This window comes from Embleya hyalina (genome assembly GCF_003967355.1).
In the GTDB taxonomy this organism is placed as follows: Bacteria; Actinomycetota; Actinomycetes; order Streptomycetales; family Streptomycetaceae; genus Embleya; species Embleya hyalina.
In genome coordinates, this window is record NZ_BIFH01000078.1 from 1 (window position 1) to 18,167 (window position 18,167).

12 protein-coding genes are annotated in these 18,167 nt (G+C 72.6%); 4 read left to right on the plus strand and 8 right to left on the minus strand.

Annotated features, from left to right (window positions below):
- Positions 1-274 precede the first annotated feature (274 nt).
- On the plus strand, positions 275-2,098 hold the full coding sequence (locus EMA17_RS51440) for a serine/threonine protein kinase (protein ID WP_126643668.1): 1,824 nt from the start codon (positions 275-277) through the stop codon (positions 2,096-2,098).
- 34 nt (positions 2,099-2,132) lie between these two features.
- Here the strand turns inward: EMA17_RS51440 and EMA17_RS51445 are convergent, their stop codons facing one another.
- From EMA17_RS51445 to EMA17_RS51475, 7 genes are all read right to left on the minus strand, one after another.
- The gene (locus EMA17_RS51445) at positions 2,133-3,146 is read right to left on the minus strand and encodes an LLM class F420-dependent oxidoreductase (RefSeq protein WP_126643669.1); all 1,014 of its coding nucleotides are present in this window, start codon (positions 3,144-3,146) and stop codon (positions 2,133-2,135) included.
- A gap of 248 nt (positions 3,147-3,394) precedes the next feature.
- Positions 3,395-4,270, minus strand: coding sequence for a hypothetical protein (locus EMA17_RS51450; protein ID WP_126643670.1), 876 nt, complete (start codon positions 4,268-4,270; stop codon positions 3,395-3,397).
- A gap of 180 nt (positions 4,271-4,450) precedes the next feature.
- Positions 4,451-5,488, minus strand: coding sequence for a hypothetical protein (locus tag EMA17_RS51455; RefSeq protein ID WP_126643671.1), 1,038 nt, complete (start codon positions 5,486-5,488; stop codon positions 4,451-4,453).
- A 126-nt stretch (positions 5,489-5,614) separates the two neighbouring features.
- On the minus strand, positions 5,615-6,733 hold the full coding sequence (locus EMA17_RS51460; protein WP_126643672.1) for a hypothetical protein: 1,119 nt from the start codon (positions 6,731-6,733) through the stop codon (positions 5,615-5,617).
- Positions 6,734-6,975: 242 nt separating this feature from the next.
- Complete coding sequence (locus tag EMA17_RS51465) at positions 6,976-8,082, minus strand: N-acetylmuramoyl-L-alanine amidase (RefSeq protein WP_246127391.1); 1,107 nt, start codon at positions 8,080-8,082, stop codon at positions 6,976-6,978.
- On the minus strand, positions 8,072-9,373 hold the full coding sequence (locus EMA17_RS51470) for a hypothetical protein (protein ID WP_126643673.1): 1,302 nt from the start codon (positions 9,371-9,373) through the stop codon (positions 8,072-8,074). Before EMA17_RS51470 ends, EMA17_RS51465 begins: the two co-directional genes overlap by 11 nt.
- 598 nt (positions 9,374-9,971) lie before the next feature.
- Entirely contained in the window at positions 9,972-10,610 is a 639-nt protein-coding gene (locus EMA17_RS51475; RefSeq protein ID WP_126643674.1) for a class I SAM-dependent methyltransferase, read from the minus strand.
- Positions 10,611-10,805: 195 nt separating this feature from the next.
- Here EMA17_RS51475 and EMA17_RS51480 point away from each other — a divergent pair, with 195 nt between their 5' ends.
- Positions 10,806-13,010, plus strand: a complete 2,205-nt coding sequence (locus EMA17_RS51480) for an acyl-CoA dehydrogenase family protein (protein WP_126643675.1) — start codon at positions 10,806-10,808, stop codon at positions 13,008-13,010.
- 121 nt (positions 13,011-13,131) lie between these two features.
- On the plus strand, positions 13,132-14,334 hold the full coding sequence (locus EMA17_RS51485) for a lipid-transfer protein (protein WP_126643676.1): 1,203 nt from the start codon (positions 13,132-13,134) through the stop codon (positions 14,332-14,334).
- A gap of 76 nt (positions 14,335-14,410) precedes the next feature.
- Here EMA17_RS51485 and EMA17_RS51490 read toward each other — a convergent pair whose 3' ends face one another.
- Positions 14,411-16,036, minus strand: a complete 1,626-nt coding sequence (locus EMA17_RS51490; protein ID WP_126643677.1) for an NYN domain-containing protein — start codon at positions 16,034-16,036, stop codon at positions 14,411-14,413.
- Positions 16,037-16,039: 3 nt separating this feature from the next.
- Here EMA17_RS51490 and EMA17_RS51495 point away from each other — a divergent pair, with 3 nt between their 5' ends.
- Positions 16,040-17,731: a long-chain-fatty-acid--CoA ligase gene (locus EMA17_RS51495; protein WP_246127393.1), complete on the plus strand. Its 1,692-nt coding sequence runs from the start codon at positions 16,040-16,042 to the stop codon at positions 17,729-17,731.
- Positions 17,732-18,167: the final 436 nt, after the last annotated feature.

The window sequence follows — 18,167 nt, forward strand, 5'->3', positions numbered from 1 at the left end:
TCTTGCCGTTCGGTTCGGTGCCCGGGTGCGTCTCCCGGTTCGGTTTGGCGCGCGGGTGTGTCTTGCCGTTCGGTTCGGCGCGCGAGTGCGCCTTCCCGTTCGGCTCGCCTCGCGACTGCGTCTACCCGTCCGGCCCAGCTCCCGCCCGCGCCTCCCGTTTCGGGTGCCTCGCGGGCTTGGGGCTTGGGTTCGGGTGGACCGTGGTCTTGGGGGGTTTGGTTGCGGCAATAGGGTTTGACCAGGGGGGGACTGGTGTTCGGGTGACGAGGTGGGTATGGCGGCTGGGTTGGAGCCTGGGGATCGAATAGGGCCCTACACGGTGGTGGGGCTGTTGGGGGTTGGTAGTCCCGGTTGGGTGTATCTGGCGCGGACCGGAGCCGGGCGGCCGATGGCCGTGCGGATGTTGTACGGCGAGCAGCAGGGGATCAAGCGCGCGCAGAAGGTGCGCGGGCCCGGTGTGGTCGAGGTGATCGGCAGCGGTGGGGCGGCCAGCGGTCCGTGGGTGGCCTCGGCGTACGTGCCGGCGCCGTCGCTCGCCGACCTGGTGATCTCGTGTGGGCCGTTGACGCCCGACGCGGTGCGCTGGCTCGCCGCCGGGATCGCCGAGGGGCTGGTGACGATCCATCAGGCGTCGTTGGTGCACGGGGACCTGCGGCCCGCGCAGATCGTGGTGGCCTCCGACGGGCCGAGGGTGACCGGATTCGGGATCACGGGCGCGGGCCCGGACGCTCCGCTCGCCGCGCCCGGCTACCTCGCGCCCGAACAGGCGCGCGGGGAGGAGCCGGTGCCGGCTTCCGACGTCTACGCGCTCGGTGCGCTGCTGTGTTTCGCGGCGACCGGACACGCTCCGCACTCCGGTGTGGGGGAGGCGGCGATTCGGCGGAGCGTGGCGGCCGGTGAGCCCGAACTGGCCGATGTACCGGACGAGGTCGCCGACCTGATCCGGTCCTGCCTGGCGCGTGATCCGGAGGATCGGCCCACGGCGCGGGAGTTGCTGGACGGGGCCGCCGGGGCGTCGACGGCTCGGGAGGGGGCCTACGGGGCCGCCTCGTGGCTTCCGGGCGCCGCCCTGGAGTTGATCGACGCGTACCACCGGCGCGGTCGCCTGGTCGGCGACCCGCCGACCGTGCCCCTCGCGGACCGCCTCGGGCCGGCCGAGCCGGTCGAGCGGGACGAGCCCGTCGACTCGGCGGCGGATGTCGCCGAGGCCGACGAGTCGGCCGACGCCGGGACGATCCCGGACCCGGTGGAACCGCGACCGTCGGGCGAGGCCGGATCGGACCCGAAGGCCGCCGCGCCGACCCCGGCGAAGTCGGCCGAGCCCGCGCCCGAACCCGACGGCACCGGTGCCCCCGAGACCGCCGAGACGATGCAACTCGCCAAGATCGTCCAGGCGATGGTGCCGCGGATCGACGACAGCGACGATCGGCAGGACCCCTACGACCTGCCCGAGCCGGCCGAGGTGCACGAGGGTGGTGGGGCCAGTTGGGTACTGGTGGCCGCGCTCGTGGTGATCGCGCTGGTCGGCGGGCTGCTGGCCGGAGTCGCCTACGAGCGGGGGCGCGAGGATCGGGAGCGCGGGGCGATGGGGCCCGCCGGGGTGCCGACCGCCGGCTCCGGCGATCCGGTCGCGGCCTTCGTGGCCTCGGTACAGGTCGGGGCCTGCGTGGACTTCGCCGGTGACGGATCGCCGACCTGGCAGCCCGTCGGACCGCGCACGCTGCCCTGTGAGGATCCGGCGGCGCGGCAGCGGGTGCTGGCCCGTACCTCGGCCGGCGGCGGCACGGCGGACTGCATGAGTACCGACGGGCGCAGCCGGTGGCCGATCGTGTCCGGGCAGCCCGCGCTGTGCCTGGAGCGGATCTTCCGACCCGGCGAGTGTGTGCCGGCGGAGGTGCGCGACGGGCGGCAGTGGGCTTTCCTGGCCGCGCTCGTACCGTGCCAGGGCGCCTTCCGACGGGACGGCCAGGGCCGGTTGCGGATCGACGAGATCCATCCGACGCCCTCGTCCACCGGCACCACCTGCCCCGGCCGATCCCCGGTCTACTATCCGCTGCCCTCCCGGGGGCAGGAACTGTGCATGTCGACGGTGACGTAGACCGGGGACGCCGACCGGCCGGCGCGGGCTCGGGTCAGGACGCGAGGTCGGCCAGCAGGCGAAGGGCCTCCGGGTCGCGGGTGGTGACGATCATGTCGGTGACGTGCGGGTCGGCGGCCCAGGCGGCGAAACGTTCGCGGATCCGGGCCGCCGGGCCGACGAGCGCGATCTCGTCGACGAAGGCGCTCGGTACCGCGGCGATCGCCTCGTCGCGCTTGCCGGCCGCGAACAACTCCTGGATCCGGTCCGCCTCCTCGGCATAGCCGAAGCGGCGCATCAGGTCCGCGTGGAAGTTCTTGTTCTTCGCGCCCATCCCGCCGACGTAGAAGCCCATCGCCGCCTTGATCGGGAACATCGCCCGCTCGACGTCGTCGCCGAGCGCCACCTGCACCATCGGCGCGATCCGGAAGCCCGCCGGCTTGTCCCGCAGCGCGTCCGCGTACACCTCGGGACGGGTCGGCGCCCAGTGCAACGGCAGCCAGCCGTCCGCGATCCGTGTGGTCAGGTGCACGTTCTTCGGTCCCTCGGCGCCGAGGAAGATCGGCAGGTCCGCGCGCAGCGGGTGGGTGATCGACTTGAGCGGCTTGCCGAGTCCGCTGCCGTCCTCGCCCGTGTACGGGTGCCGCGCGTAGCGGCCCTCGGCCACCACCGGCCCCTCGCGGCGCAGTACCTGGCGGATCACGTCCACGTACTCGCGGGTGAAGGTCAGCGGGCTCTTCGGGAACGGCCGCCCGTACCAACCCTCGACCACCTGCGGCCCGGAGAGCCCGAGGCCGAGGATCATCCGACCGCCGGACAGGTGGTCCAGGGTCAACGCGTGCATCGCGGTCGCGGTGGGGGTGCGGGCGGTCATCTGGGTGACGGCGGTACCCAGTGCGATCCGCGAGGTGTTGGCCGCGATCCAGGTCAGGGGGGTGAACACGTCCGAGCCCCAGGACTCGGCGGTCCAGACCGAGTCGAAGCCGAGGCGTTCGGCCTCGCGCGCCGTCTCGACGAAGTCGGCGGACGGGCCTCGGCCCCAGTACCCGAACGTCAGACCCAGCCTCATGGCGGTACCTCCACGTTTGCCCACGGTTGCCCGATGTCGTACGGAATCGCGCGACGCGGCGTGACGCGGCGCGGTGAATCGCCTCCGCAGACTAGAACACGTTTTACTTTTCGGGGAGGCCGCCTCCCCCGGCGACCCGGTCGACCCGCCCGCGGACAGGCGAAAGGGCGCCGTCCGAAGTGGACGACGCCCCTGCCTGTGTCTGTTCGCGGGGTCTCGGTATCACCGGTTCCTCGGGAGCACCGGTGTCACGAGCGCTGGATGCCCATCGTGTTCTGGAGCACGCCGCGCACGTTGTCGACCTCGACGAGCAGGCCGTTCGGGTGCTCGGCCACCGCGAGGTACCAGACGCCCGTGTTCAGCACGCCCTTCTCCTGGTTGGTGTGCTCGTCCAGCATCGGGCGCGAGTCCGGCACCGAGAACCAGAAGGGCTGGAACGGCGCACCGCCCGGGGCGGGCTGCTGCCCACCACCGGGGCCCTGCGGGCCCGGGGCGCCGAAGCCGCCCTGCGGCCCCTGGGGGCCCTGCGGGGCCGGGCCGCCGAAGCCACCCTGCTGCGGGGCGCCGCCGAACTGCTGCTGACCCTGCGGGCCCTGCGGTCCGCCGTAGGGCGCACCGCCGAACTGCTGCTGACTCTGCGGGCCACCGTACTGGTTGGCCTGACCCGCACTCGGACCGCCCGCGCCGAGCAGCGGCGCCTGGAGGGCCGGCACCACGCTGGTGGCGATCAGGGCACCACTGAGCACGAGGACGGACAGGATGACGAGAATTCCGCCGGCCTTCATCTCCAGGCCGTCGGAGGCGCGGCCGATCGACCACAGGGCGTTGATCGGCGAGACCACCGCGAGCGGCAGGGCCCACTGACGAGCGGTCAGCCCGAGGATCTGCTTCTCCCGCAGCTGCGGCATCAGCCCGCCGAGGATGAACAGCACACCGGCGATGATCGGGGTCAACACGCACGCGAAGATGACCGGAGCCACGTCGCCCGACCAGGCGCTCGCCGCGCCGTCGACGCCGCGAATCTCGCTCTTGAAGCCGATGTAGTCGAAGAGCGAGAAAATGAAGATGAGCACGGCGGCGACCCCGATGACCGCGTCGCCACGCGAGAGCTTTCTGACGTCCACTGAATACTCCTCCCGAGGGGGATGGGCGCCGACAGCGTACGGGGGCGACCCAAGTCGTGCCACCGGCATCGCCCCCGCGCGTCCTCGGTGCATTGGTCCGGGGACACTGTGCCAGACGGGCGAACGATCTGTACCCCGACCCCATACGACACACCGTATGGGGGCATTTTCCACGGATGTCTATTCGCCGCGCTGAATGCCCGTCAGGTCGGTCAACACTCCCTGGACACCGTCGATGTCGATGACGATGCCGTCGTCGCGCACGCCCACCGCGAGGTACCAGACCCCGGGATGCAGCGTGGCCGGCGCGGCGCCGGAGACGTCGAGCGGCCGCAGCGTGCGGGGTTCGGGCACGGCCAGCCAGTACTGTTCGAACGTGCCCGGATCGCCCGAATCCGCCGCCGAGTCCCGAACGTCCCCGGCCGTGGCGGCCGGCACCCGGTCGGCGCCGATCGCCGGATTCGCCGCGGAGTCGTCCGACTTGAGCAGCAGCACCGGAGGCTGCATCGCCGGCGGCTGCATCGGCGGGGTCTGCGGCGGGGGAGTGTTGCCCGACGGGCCGTACACGGGCGGCGCGACCGGAGGCGGTACCGGGAAGCCACCGGTTCCGGGCGGGCCGGGCGGATAGCCGCCGGGCGCGCCGGGGAAGCCGCCGCCGGGGTAGCCGGACCAGCCGGCCTCGCGCGGGCGTACCAGCGGCACGTTCAGCCCGCCGATCCGGTCCACGGTGAGCAGCAACAGGGCCTGCAGCACGGCGAACCCGGCCAGCCCCCACGCGCCCCAGCCGTGCGCGGCGTCCACGGTCGCCTGCGAGTCGCCGCCCGAGCGGGCGATCCGCTGCGCGGTGCGGGCCAGCTTGTCGTAGCCGCCGTCCGCGCCCAGCACGGCCCACGCCGCGCTCCACGCCGACGCCACGCCGAGCACGACGCCCCACTGCCGCAGGGCGACCCCGGCGAACTGGATCTCGGTCGGCGGCGAGCCGGGACGGAAGGTGTACCGGCCGATCAGCAGCAGCACCAGCGAGATCGAGGACAGCAGCACGACGGCCGGCGCGAGCGGTGTGAAGTCGCCGATCCACGCCGAGTAATGGGTGGTGCCCTCGGTGAGATCTCTGCCCTTGGCGGTCACCGTGTACCAGGGGAGAAACGAGAAGACCAGAACTCCGATCGCCGCCACCGCGACGATCAGATCACCTCGGGTGACGCCTTTGCGTGGCATCGTGCTCCTCCCTGACGGGGCTTTCGTACTGCGTGGACATGCGCGTGTCGCGACGGACCGCGGCCGTCGCGTCGCGGCCCGGTGCCGGTACGGTCGCCCGCACCGGCACCGGGGCCTGACATACCGTCATTCTCCGCGTTGGATTCCGGAGACGTCGCTCAGGACCCCGCGGACGCCGTCGGCCTCGACCAGGACGCCGCCCGGGTGGGGGGCGACGGCGAGGTACCACTGGCCCGTCCGCAGGGTGGCCACCGGGGTCTTGGACAGGCCCTCGGTGGGGGCCAGCGGTCGGGCCTCGGGCACGGCGAACCAGAACTGGGCGAACTCCGGCGGCTGCGGGCCGGTCTCGGCCGCGGGTCGGCCGCCGGTGCCGGACTCGACGGCGCCCGGTGCGCCGGTGACGGGTGCGCCGGTGACGGGTGCACCGGTGACCGGCGCGGCGGTGCCGGCCGCTGCCTCGGCAACCGCGGCGGTCGACCCGGACGGGTCCGGCGGCGGCATGTGCGCGGGGACGCCGGCGATCGGCGCGGCGGTGCCCACCCCCGTCGCCGGGTAGCCGGGCGGCGCGGGATAGCCGCCGGTGGCGTTCGGCAGCGGGTAGCCGGTGTTCGGGTCGATCGCCATCGGCAGGCCGGTGTTCGGGTCGAGCGGGGCCGGGTAGCCGCCGGTGGCGTTCGGCGGGTAGCCCCACGGCTGCTGCGGGACCGGGCTGAACAGCGGTGACGTCAGGCTGGGGATGCGGTCGCCGATGATCAGGAACAGCGCCGCGACCAGTCCGGCCACCATCATCAGCCAGGCGAAGACGGTGGGTCCGGAATCGACCGAGTAGCGCGACGGGGCCGAGTCCTTGACGATGTCGCCGATCATGCCGCCGGCCCCGAACGGGGCGAAGAAGCCGCTGATCGCGCCGGAGACCCCGAGCGCGATCGCCCACTGGCGCGGGGCCAGGCCCAGGGCCGGCTTGTCCGGCTGCGCGGTGAAACGGCCGATCACCAGGAGCAGCAGGGCGAGCAGCGGCACCAGGACGACGGCCGGCATCAGCGGATAGAAGTCGACCGTCCAGGCGTTCCAACTCTTGGACTCGCTGCGGCCGCCGCCGAGCAGGTCCCCGTCGTCGCTGCCGATGTTGCTGCTGCCGTGGGAGGTGGCGCTGACTTCGTAGTATTTGAAGAACGAGAAGATGAAGATCAGGACGATCGCGAGAATGACGATCGCATCGCCCCTCGTGATCCCTTTCCGGTTCAACGTTGCTCCTTTGGCGATACGGAGGGGGACGTGACGCCGACGGCGCGGGGTGCGCCGGGCGACGTGCGGTGCGTGGGCGGCTCGCGCCGGGCCCGATCGTGCGGCTCGCGGTGGTCCGTTGCCCGACCGGGAACCGTCCGGCGGTGCCCGGCGCACGTGGACGTCGCGAACCGGGGAGCGTCACCGCCGCGCACGCGCGGCGGGACGATCGCAACGACCCTAGGGGACGGGGGACTCGTGGCTCACGTCCCCTTCAACAGATAGGCCGTGATCCCGGTCGCGATCCCGGACGCGGCGCGCTCGCGCCAGTTCGGGTCGGTGAACTGCGCGGCGTCCGACGCGTTGCGCATGTTGCCGCATTCGATGAACACCTTGGGTCGGGTGGACAGGTTCAGTCCACCGAGATCGGTACGGGTGACCAGCCCGTCGTCGGTGCCCAGGTAGGTGGCCGGGGAGGTGCCGGTGGCCGCCCGGAAGGCCTTGGCGAGCAGGCCGCCGAGGGCGCGCGAGGGCGCCAGGATCGGCGTGGTGTCCACGTTCTCGTCCTTGACCGCGGCGGGCAGGATCACGTGGAAGCCGCGGCCGCCGGCCGGGCCGCCGTCGGCGTGGATGGACACCACGGCGTCCGCCTTCGCCGTGTTGCCCCGCGCCGCCCGCGCGTCGACGCACGGCCCCCACGCCTCGGTCTCCCACGTGTACACCACGGTGGCGCCCTGGGCCTCCAGCAACCGCTTCGCGCGGTGTGCCACATCGAGAGTGAACTCGGCCTCGGTGTAACCCTGGTTGGTCTCGGTGCCGGTGGTGTCGCACTCCTTGGTCAGCCCGCCCGCGTACACCTGCTTGTTGATCTCGCGGGAATGGCCGCCGTTGCCCGGATTGTGGCCCGGGTCCAGCACCACCACCCGCCCCGACAGCGGGAGTCCGCCGCCGGCGCGGGGCGGGGGCGGGACCGCCGCGGTCGCGGGGGGCTCCGCCGGGGCGGCGGGCGGGGGTTCGCCGGTCGAGGTGGTCGCGTTCGGGGCGGGTGCGCCGTCGGCCGGTGCGGCGCGGGGCGTACTCGGCGGGTCGCCGGCCCCGGTCGCCGACCGGGTGTGGGCGGCCTCGGTGCGCGCCGCGTCGTGCCCGCCGGGCCAGGCCACCGCGATGGTGCCGGCGCCGGCGGCGGCCAGTGCCAGGGCGGCCACGGTCAGGGTGATCCGCCGCCGGCGGCGCAGCCGGTCGGTCGCCGCCTCGATCCGGGCCTCCCGCGCCGGCGCGTGGCCGAAGGGGTCGGCGGCGGCCGGGTGACGGGGGTGGTGGGGGCCGGGGTCGTCGGGACGACCACGATCGTCGCGGCGGTCAGAGGTCAAGTTCACTCCTGGACGTGAGGCCGTAGCGCGAGGCGACGGCGTTCCAGGTCGTCACGAACGACTTCTTCGCGGTGGACGCCTCGGAACTGATCGTGGCGCCCTCGTCGTAGAGCGCCCGGGTGCCCGGACAGCCCGAGTCGGCCGCGGACTGCGCCCATGCGGCGAACGATCGGTCGGCACGCGCGGAGGCGGTCCACGCGGTGCGCAACGTCGGTGCGGCGGCCTGGAGTTCGGGGGCTTCGTCGAAGCGCATCGAGTCCAACTGGGTGACCAGTTGGTCGCGTTGCGCGGCGGCGTCGAGCAGCGCGGAGCGGGACGCGGCCAGCGACGAACAGGAGCCGACGTTGTTCACCGCGTCGATCACCGACTGCCGGGACGAACCGCTGCGGGAGAGCAGGGTGTCCAACGCGGCGGCCTGGGTGCGGGCATCCGGAGTGGGGCTCGCGGGCGGCGGGGTGGTGATCGTGCTCTGTCGGGCCGGCGGCGGGGTCGACGGGGCGCCCGGCTGGGCACCCGCCGCTTCGCCGGAGGGGGAGGGCGAGCCGGCGGTGGATCCCACGCTCGGTGAGCCGTGGGCGGCCGGCGCCTTGTCGTCCTCCGCCCACGGCTTCAGGGCGAACAGGGTGCCGACGGCGGCGACCAGGACGACCGCGGCCACGATGAACAGCAGGGTGCGCTCGAACGAGGGGCCGGGCGGGGTGGGCGAGAGCGGGCCGGGGGCCGGCGGGGTGGCGCCGCGGTACCAGTCCGGGGCGGCCGGGACGTCGCGGGCCGGCGGGACGCCGTGGTCGGCGTGACCGCCCGGGACGCCGTGGACGGGGGTGTGCGCGGCGCCGGGTTCCTGCCGGTACCAGTCCGCGGTCGGCGCCGACGAGTTCGGGGGCACGGGCGGGCGCGGCAGCGGCGGCGGGGGGACGGCGGGCGGCTCGGGGGATACCCGGGGCGGGGTGGACACCAGGGGCGGGGTGGAAACCGGCCACCCCGGCGGTGGCGGGCCGGCGGGCATGCCGCGGGCCGCCGCCGGGTTGTCGACGGTGTCCTGCTCGTCGGGCGGCGCGGGTGGCGGCGTGCCGGGCCGCGCCGGCGGCGTGGCGGCCGGCAGGTGGGCGGTGGGCTCGTGATGCGGACGCGGCGGCGCGCCCGGGTTCACGGCGGTCGGGCCGGCGGTGATCCGGCGGCGCACCCAGCCGCCCACGCCGCCGTTGGCCGTCCGGTCCCACACCGTCTCGAACCGCTCGCCGCCCGCCGCGGGTTCGCCGGGCGCGTCGTCGTGCTGATGCTGATCGGACATGACCATCCCCCCGCGTCCTTCCGGATGGGCATTGTCCCAGCAAACGGGAGCCGCGCGGGACCGGAACGGATTGCTTTCGGGAATCGAATCAGGCTCGAATCGATCTTGACGTCGGGTGGTGGGTGGGGCGCGCGGATCTTACGTGGATGTGCCTTTGGGGTGGGGTGGGGTGGGGTGGGGGTGGCTGGGGGCGCGCTGGGTCGGCAGGGGGCGATGTGGGGGTGGGGGTGGGGTGGGGAGGGCGGAGTGGGGAGGGGGGAGTGGGGCGGCGGAACGGGGGCGCCGGAGTCGGGAGGGCGGAGTCGGGGGCGGAGTCAGGGAGTGGAGCGGGGCCGGAGTCGTGTTCGCGGCGTTGCTTTTTGTTGGGCGCTCCGCGCCGGCTCGCGAGGGGCCGCTTTTTCTTTCCCCCGCTTCGCTCCTCCAAGAAAAAGCGGCCCCTCGCTCGGGGCTGTGCGCCCCTCCGCTTCGCTCCGGGTCGCCCAGCCCACACTTCGCGGCTCCGCCGCTCTCCGCGCTGCGCGCGTCGATCGCGTGGGCGGCCTGGGGCGTGGGCGCTGACGCGCCATGGGGGTGTGTGGGGTTGGGTTGGGTTGCTTGGTCAGATTCCGGTTGCCACGCGGCGTAGTACTCGTAGGGAGCCTTGGCCTGGGAGTTCTTCGAATGCGCCGGAGGCGAGGGCGCGTTGGTGGATTCGGTGTGGGGCCTGGCCGCCGTCGGCGGGGTTCGGGAACACGTCGTGGATCAGTAGCAGTCCGCCTACCGCGACGTGTGGTGCCCAGCCCTCGTAGTCGCCCCGGGCGTGTTCGTCGGTGTGCCCGCCGTCGATGAACACCAGGCCCACCGGGGTGTTCCACAGCGGGGCGATCGTCCGGCTGTGTCCGACCAGGGCCACCACGTACGGTTCGAGCCCGCTGCGGTACAGCGTGCGGCGGAACGTCGGCAGCGTGTCCATCACGCCCAGTTCGGCGTCGACCAGATTCGGGTCGTGGTACTCCCAGCCGGGCTGCTGCTCCTCCGAGCCGCGGTGGTGGTCGAGGGTGACCACCACCGTGCCGGCGTCGCGCGCGACCGCGGCGAGCAGGATCGTCGAACGCCCGCAGTACGTGCCCAGTTCGACCAGCGGGCCGACCCGGGCCGCCTGGACCGCCGCGGCGTACAGCGCGTCGCCCTCGTCGGCCGGCATGAATCCGGTGGCGGCCTCGAACGCGGCCCGCACGGCGGGGTCGATGGTGCTCATGTCGGGATCTCCTGGGTCGGACCACGCGGGCCGGGTCGGTACACCGCCGGGCCGCCGTCGGCCGGCCGGACCCCATGCTGCCGCAGCCGCCCCCGCGCCACCGTGTCGGGGGCCACATCGGGGTCCCCAACAATTGAAACGGGTTCTACTATCGCAAGTACTGGACCGAGTCACGGAAGTCATGGAAGGCGCGATATGGCCATCGGCATCACGGAGGAGCATCGCTCCCTGGCGGAATCGGTACGCGGATGGGTGCAACGTGTTGCACCCATCCAGGAGGTGCGCCGGGTCCTGGAGGCGGACGGCGAGGAGCGCCCCGGACACTGGGCGGCCCTGGCCGAGCAGGGCCTGCTCGGGATGCATGTCGCCGAGGAGTTCGGCGGCGCCGGTTACGGCCTGGTCGAGACCGCGGTGGCCCTCGAGCAGGCCGGCCTCGGCATGCTCCCCGGCCCGTTCCTGCCCACCGTCCTGGCCTCGGCGCTGCTGCAGGCCGACGGCGGCGACGCGGCGAAGGAGCTGCTGCCCGGCCTGGTCGACGGCACCCTGACCGGCGCGGTCGCGACCGGCCCCGGCACCGTGACGGCCGCCGAGGAGGCGGGCGGGCTGCGGGTGAGCGGGGTGGCCACGCCGATCCTGGGCGGCGCGCTCGCCGACGTGCTGGTGCTGGCCGCCCGCCGGGCCGACGGCACGGCGGTGTACGTGGCGGTGGACGCGCCGGACGTCGACGTGCGGGCGCTCAAGAGCGTGGACCCGACCCGGCGCAGCGCCGAGGTGACGGTGGACACCGTGGTCCCGGCCACGCGGGTGCTGGCCGGTGTGGACGAGGCCCTGGCCCGTGACCTGGCGGCCGTACTGCTGTCCGCCGAGGCGTGCGGCGTGGCCGCGTGGGCGCTCGACACGGCGACCGAATACGCCAAGGTGCGCGAGCAGTTCGGCCGCCCCATCGGGCAGTTCCAGGCGATCAAGCACCTGTGCGCGGACATGCTGGTCCGGGTCGAGCAGTCGCGCGCGGTCACCTGGGACGCGGCGCGGGCGTTCGACGCGGGCTCGGACGCGCCGACCCGGTCGCTGACCGCCGCGATCGCCGCCACGTACGCGATCGAGGCGGCCTTCACCACGACCAAGGACTGTGTACAGATCCTCGGCGGCATCGGCTTCACCTGGGAGCACGACGCGCACATCTACCTGCGCCGGGGGCTGACCCTGCGGCAGTACGCGGGGCCCGCCGCGTACTGGCGGCTGCGGGTGACCGAGCTGGCGAGCGCCGGTGCGCGCCGGGACCTGGTCCTGGACCTGCCCGAGGAGGCGGAGCGGCTGCGCGACACCGCGCGGGCGATCCTGGCCGAGGTGGCCGGCGAGTCCGGGGCCGAACAGCGCGCGCGGCTCGCCCCGTTGGGCTATGCGGCGCCGTACCTGCCCAAGCCGTACGGCATCGGGGCCGGACCGGTCGAGCAGTTGGTGATCCAGCAGGAGATGAAGGCGCTCGGCGTGCGGCTGCCGGACATCACCATGGGCAACTGGGTGATCCCGTCGCTGATCGCGTACGGGACGCAGGCCCAGCAGGAGCGGTTCGCGCCGCCGACGCTGCGCGGCGAGATCCAGTGGTGCCAGCTGTTCTCCGAGCCGGGCGCGGGCTCCGACCTGGCCGCGATCTCCACGCGTGCGACCCGGACCGAGGGCGGCTGGCTGATCAACGGCCAGAAGGTGTGGACCTCGCGGGCCCGCGAGTCGCAGTGGGGCATCCTGCTCGCGCGCACCTCGCCGGACAAGCCCAAGCACGAGGGGCTGACGTACTTCGTCGTGGACATGGCCTCGGCGGGGCTGGACATCCGTCCGCTCAAGGAGATCAGCGGCCTGGCGATGTTCAACGAGATCTTCCTCGAAGACCTCTTCGTCCCGGACGAGATGGTCGTCGGCGAGGTCGACGGCGGCTGGCAGGTGGCCCGCAACACGCTCGGCAACGAGCGGGTGCACATGGGTGCGGGCAGCTCGTTCGGCGCGGGCATCGCGAATCTGGTCGCGGCGGTGAACGGCCCGGCGGGCGAGTTCGTGGACGGCGGCTTCCGGGAGCGCCTGGGCGCGCTGGTGGCCGAGGCGTCCTCGCTGGCGCTGATCGAGCTGCGCACCACGCTGGCCCGGCTGTCCGGGCTGGAGCCGGGCGCGGGGGCGTCGGTACGCAAGCTCGTCGGCACCCCGCACCAGCAGCGCGAGTCCGAGCTGAGCCTCGAACTGCTCGGCCCGCTGGGCGCGGTGGACGAGGGAGACGGGCAGAAGGCGGCGTTCGGCTTCCTGATGAGCCGCTGCCTGACCATCGCGGGCGGCACCACGCAGGTCCAGCTCAACGTCGTTGGCGAACGCATCCTCGGGCTGCCCAGGGACCCGCAGCCGAGCGAGAAGTAGTTCTCGTCGTTCGCTGATCCGGTTTCGGTCCCGGTTTCGGTCCCCGGTTCCGGTGTCCGATTGCGTTTTCGGTTTTTGTTCTCGTTCTCGTTCCTGATCCGTTTCCGTAGGAGTTGGCGACATGGCACAAAAGGCGTTCATCGTCGGCGTCGGCATGACCAAATTCGAGAAGCCGGAGAGCCGCGACTGGCAGTACTGGGACATGGTCAAGGAGGCCGGCGGCAAGGCGCTCGCGGACGCGGGCATCGGCTACGACAAGGTGGAGCAGGCCCCGGTCGGCTACTGCTTCCAGGCGTCCACCGCCGGTCAGCGCGCGGTGTACGAGCTGGGCCTGAGCGGTATCCCGGTCTACAACGTGAACAACAACTGCGCGACCGGCTCCAGCGCGCTGATGATGGCCCGTCAGTTCGTCGCCGGCGGGCTGAACGACTGTGTGCTCGCGATCGGCTTCGAGAAGATGAAGCGCGGCTCGCTCGGCGGGGGCGGCGAGGGCGACTTCTCCACGTCGCCGGTGGCGCGGCACTACAAGATCATGGGCGACGCGCACGGGTTCTCGATGACCGCGCCGCCGACCGCGCAGATCTTCGGCAACGCGGCACGCGAGCACATGGCCCGCTACGGCACCACGGCCGAGCAGATCGCGCACGTCGGGGTCAAGAACCACCGGCACTCGGTGAACAACCCGTACGCGCAGTTCCAGGTCGAGTACTCGCTCGACGAGGTGCTGGCGGCCAAGGAGATCCACTCGCCGCTCACCCGGCTGCAGTGTTCGCCCACCTCCGACGGCGCCGCCGCGGCGGTCGTGGTCAGCGAGCGCTTCGTGCGCGAACACGGCCTGGAGGAGCAGGCGATCGAGATTCTGGCCCAGTCGATGACCACCGACACCGAGGAGAGCTTCGCCTCGAACAGCTGCATCGACGTGGTCGGCAAGCCGATGTCGGCGGCGGCCGGCCGGCAGGTGTTCGAGCAGTCCGGTCTGGGCATCGAGGACGTCGACGTGATCGAGTTGCACGACTGCTTCTCGATCAACGAGATCCTCACGTACGAGGCGCTGGGCATGTGCGGCGAGGGCGAGGGCGGCAAGCTGGTCGCCGAGGGCGCCACCACGTACGGCGGGCGCTGGGTGGTCAACCCCTCGGGCGGGCTGATCTCCAAGGGCCACCCGCTGGGCGCCACCGGGCTGGCCCAGGCCGCCGAGATCAGCTGGCAGCTGCGCGGCCTGGCGGACGCCCGCCAGGTCGCCGACGCCAAGGTCGGGCTCACCCACAACATCGGGCTCGGCGGCGCCGCGGTGGTCGGGCTGTACCGGCGCGGGCAGTTCTAGCGCGGGCGGCCCCGATGTGGGCCGCCGCCTTTTCGGTCCGGCGGGTGCGCCCTCGGGGTCGCACCCGCCGGACCGGCTATGCGCTGTTGGCGCCGGGGAGGGCGGTGAGGTCGGCGGCGGTGGGATCGGCGGCCGCGTGGTTCGTGGCCCCCGCGTGGTTCGGAGCCGCCTGGTTCGTGCTCGTGTGGTTCGTGGTCGCGGTGCCGAGCAGCCATTCGGCCAGGAGGGCGCGTTCGGTGGCGTTGAGGTAGAGGCGGGCGTTGGCGCACAGCGTCTCGACGTTGCGTAGGAAGGCGACGGCGAGGTCGTCGGCGGAGGCGACCGGGTGTGCGGTGGAGGACCAGTAGCCGGAGTAGACCAGGCCCGTGGTGACGAACGCGATCGCCTTGCGGGCGATGGTCTGCATACGCTCGGCACAACGGTCGCGGACCGCGCCCGAGGTCTGGTTGCCCTGGAAGCCGTTCTCGCTGACCTCGGCGTGCAACTCCGCGAAGAGCACGTGGTACTCCTCCGGGGACAGCCGCGGCGCGCCGGTGACCGTGGCCACCCGGTCGATCAGGTCGCGGACCGGCTCGCGCAGGTGGTCCATGCGACCCTGGCCGTTGGGACGAGCCGAGGGCGGCTGATGTCGGGTGCGGTCGTAGATGTACCCGGGTGGGACCCGACTGATCGACAACTTCTCGTCGGTGCCCTGCTCCAGCATCAGTTCGAGCAGCGAGGAGAAGGTGGCCGCGCCGCCCCAGCGGGTGCGGGTGACCTGTTCGCGACCGACCTGTTGCAGCACCGAGTGGGCGAGGGTGGCGAGCACGATCGGCTCCTCGGAGCCGCCGAGTTGCTCGCGTACGTGCGCCATCACCTGCTCGCGCACCCCCTCGTCGGCCGGTGCCACGTCGATCTCGTCGCGCAGCGCCCGCTCGATGAACTCCTGGTCGCTGATCACCACATCGCCCGCGGCGACATACGCCTGGGCGGCCGGACCGCTGGCGATCACCATCGTGCGCCGGTCGTGGCTGCGCAGCCGCAGCAGGACCGGAGTGAAGTCCGCGTCGGCGCTCATGATGATCACCTCGTCGAACCTGGTCGAGTGCTGGAGCGTGTCGAGTACGTCCATCACCATGTGGATGTCGGCACTGTTCTTGCCCCGGCCCGTCAGCGGCGGGCAGTCGATCACGCGAAAGGCCGACCGCGTGAAGAACGCCCGGTAACGGTCGTGCATCACCGGGTTGAGGTAGCAGTTGCGGACGAGCAACGATCGGCGCAGGCCGCGCTCGGTCGCCTCGTTCTCCAACCACTCCAACCACTGGGACGGTTTGCGAGCGAAAATCTCCGCGGACGCGCGGTCCGTCTCCCGCAGTCCGCTGTAAATATTGTCAAAGTCAAGGAAAAGCGCGCTGCGAATTCTGCCTGGTATGCCCGAATCCATACTCATGTCCATGCCTGCCTCCCCCGATGCGTACGGCTTCAATCTGTCCGACGCGTCACGTGCGGGCAAGCGAGGCCACATTCGGTGTGGTTCCGGTCCGGTATCGATCTTGGCCGTCTTCCGATCCGCGCGCACGCGGGTTAGGTTGCGCGAAGCGGAAGCTTGATCGTGCCATGTAGGTGCGTCGGTTGGTTTGTCCGTCCGTCCACCCGTCGTCCGTCCGTCCATCCATCCGTCTGTCTGCCCTGTCCGTCTGTCTGTCTGCCCGTCAGGAGCCATGTCGTGTCTGGACGTTGGAGCATCACACTGGACGCACTGCTACGCGAGCGGGCCGAGGATCACAGTGCCGGTCTGCGCGACGAGGACCGGGCGTGGACCTGGGCCGAGGTGGTCGCGGAATCCGCGCGCCGAGCCGCCCTGCTGCGTGCGCTGCGGGTCGAGGGTCGACCGTGGCACATCGGGGTGATGCTGGAGAACGTGCCCGAGTTTCCGCTGCTGCTCGGCGCCGCGGCGCTGTCCGGCGCGGTGATCGTGGGGCTGAACCCGACCCGGGTCGGGTCCGAGTTGGCGCGCGACATCGACCACACCGACTGCTCGCTCGTCGTCACCGACGCGGCGCATCTGGAGCAGCTGCGCACCGCCGCACCGGACTTTCCGGCGGACCGGCTGCTGTGCGTGGACGACCCGGCCTGGGCGCGGGCGCTGGAGCCGTACGCGGGGGCAGAGCCGCCGGTCGAGCGGCCGGGGGTCGAGGACACGTTCATGCTGATCCTCACGTCCGGGACGACCGGGCACCCCAAGGCGGTGATCTGCTCGCAGGGCAAGATCGCCGGGCAGGGGGCGAGCGTGGTGGCCATGGAGCGGTTGGACGGGACGGACGTGGCCTACTGCGCGATGCCGCTGTTCCACTCCAACGCGGTGGTCACGTGCTGGGCGCCGGCGCTGGCGGCCGGGGCGGAACTGGTGTTGCGGCGGCGGTTCTCCGCGTCGGGATTCCTGCCGGACGTGCGACGGTTCGGGGTCACGTACGCCAACTACGTGGGCAAGCCGCTGTCGTACATCCTGGCCACGCCCGAGCGCCCCGACGACGCGGACAACCCGCTGACGCGCGTGTTCGGCAACGAGGGCGGGCCGCAGGACGTCGAGCGCTTCGCCCGGCGGTTCGGCTGCACGGTGCGGGACGGGTTCGGCTCGACCGAGGGCGGGTTGTCGTTCAGCCCGGTCCCGGACATGCCGCCGGGCGCGCTGGGCCGGCCGAACGGCGACATCCGGATCCTGAACCCGGACACGCGCGAGCCGTGCCCGCCGGCCGCCTTCGACGCGGCGGGCCGGATGACCAACACCGAGGCGGCGGTCGGCGAACTGGTCAACGTCGGCGGCGCGGGCACCTTCGAGGGCTACTACAACAACGCGGCGGCGACCGCGCAGCGCATGCGCGACGGCTGGTACTGGAGCGGCGACCTCGCCTACCGCACCGACGACGGCCTGGTCTTCTTCGCCGGCCGCACAGGGGAGTGGCTGCGCGTCGACGGGGAGAACTTCGGCGCGACGCCGGTCGCCCGCATCCTGTCCCGGCACCCGGACGTGGCGGTGGCGACGGTGTACGGCGTGCCCGACGAGGCGGCGGGTGACCAGGCGATGGCGGCCCTGGTCCTGCGCGAGGGCGCAACCTTCGACCCGGCGGCCTTCGCGGACTGGCTGGCGGCCCAGCCGGACCTGTCCCGCGCCTGGCACCCGCGCTACATCCGGATCGCCGAAGCACTCCCACAAACCAGCACGAACAAGATCCTCACCAGAGTCCTGGCCCGCCAAGCCTGGCACACGACCCCAGACCCCATCTGGTGGCGCGAACCCCGAACCGGCAGAACCACCCCATACCGCCCTTTCACCGAATCCGACCGCAAAACCCTGGAAACAGCCTTCACCGACCGAGGCCGCACCCACATCCTGTCCCTGATATCCCGCGAGACCTGACAACCCCACCCCGGACCCAAGCCCCGCACCCGACACCCGACACCCACAGGCGGCCAACCGAACGGACCGGGCCGGACCGGACCGCGTCCAGCAGGCACGCCGCGCTCCGGCTGCGGGGCACCGGTGCGGGGGCCGGTCCGGCGCGTGGCGTGGACCGCTGGCGGCGTTCGGGGCTCCGAGCCCTGGGGCGCGCGACGAGACGGGCGTGCTGCTCGGCGAGAGCTGGCCGGCGACGGGGGAGCGGGAGGGCGGTCCGGTCGAGTCCGCCAGGGCCTTCCGGAGTGGGTGGGATGTCTGCACTTTGGCTGCGGGCCGACCGGTGCGGCGTCCGTCCGGGTCGCGGGGCCGGCCGCCGCCGGCGTTGGGGGCTCCGAGACCCGAAGCTCCCGACGAGACGGATGCGTTGCTCGGCGAAAACCGGCCCGGCAGCGGCGGG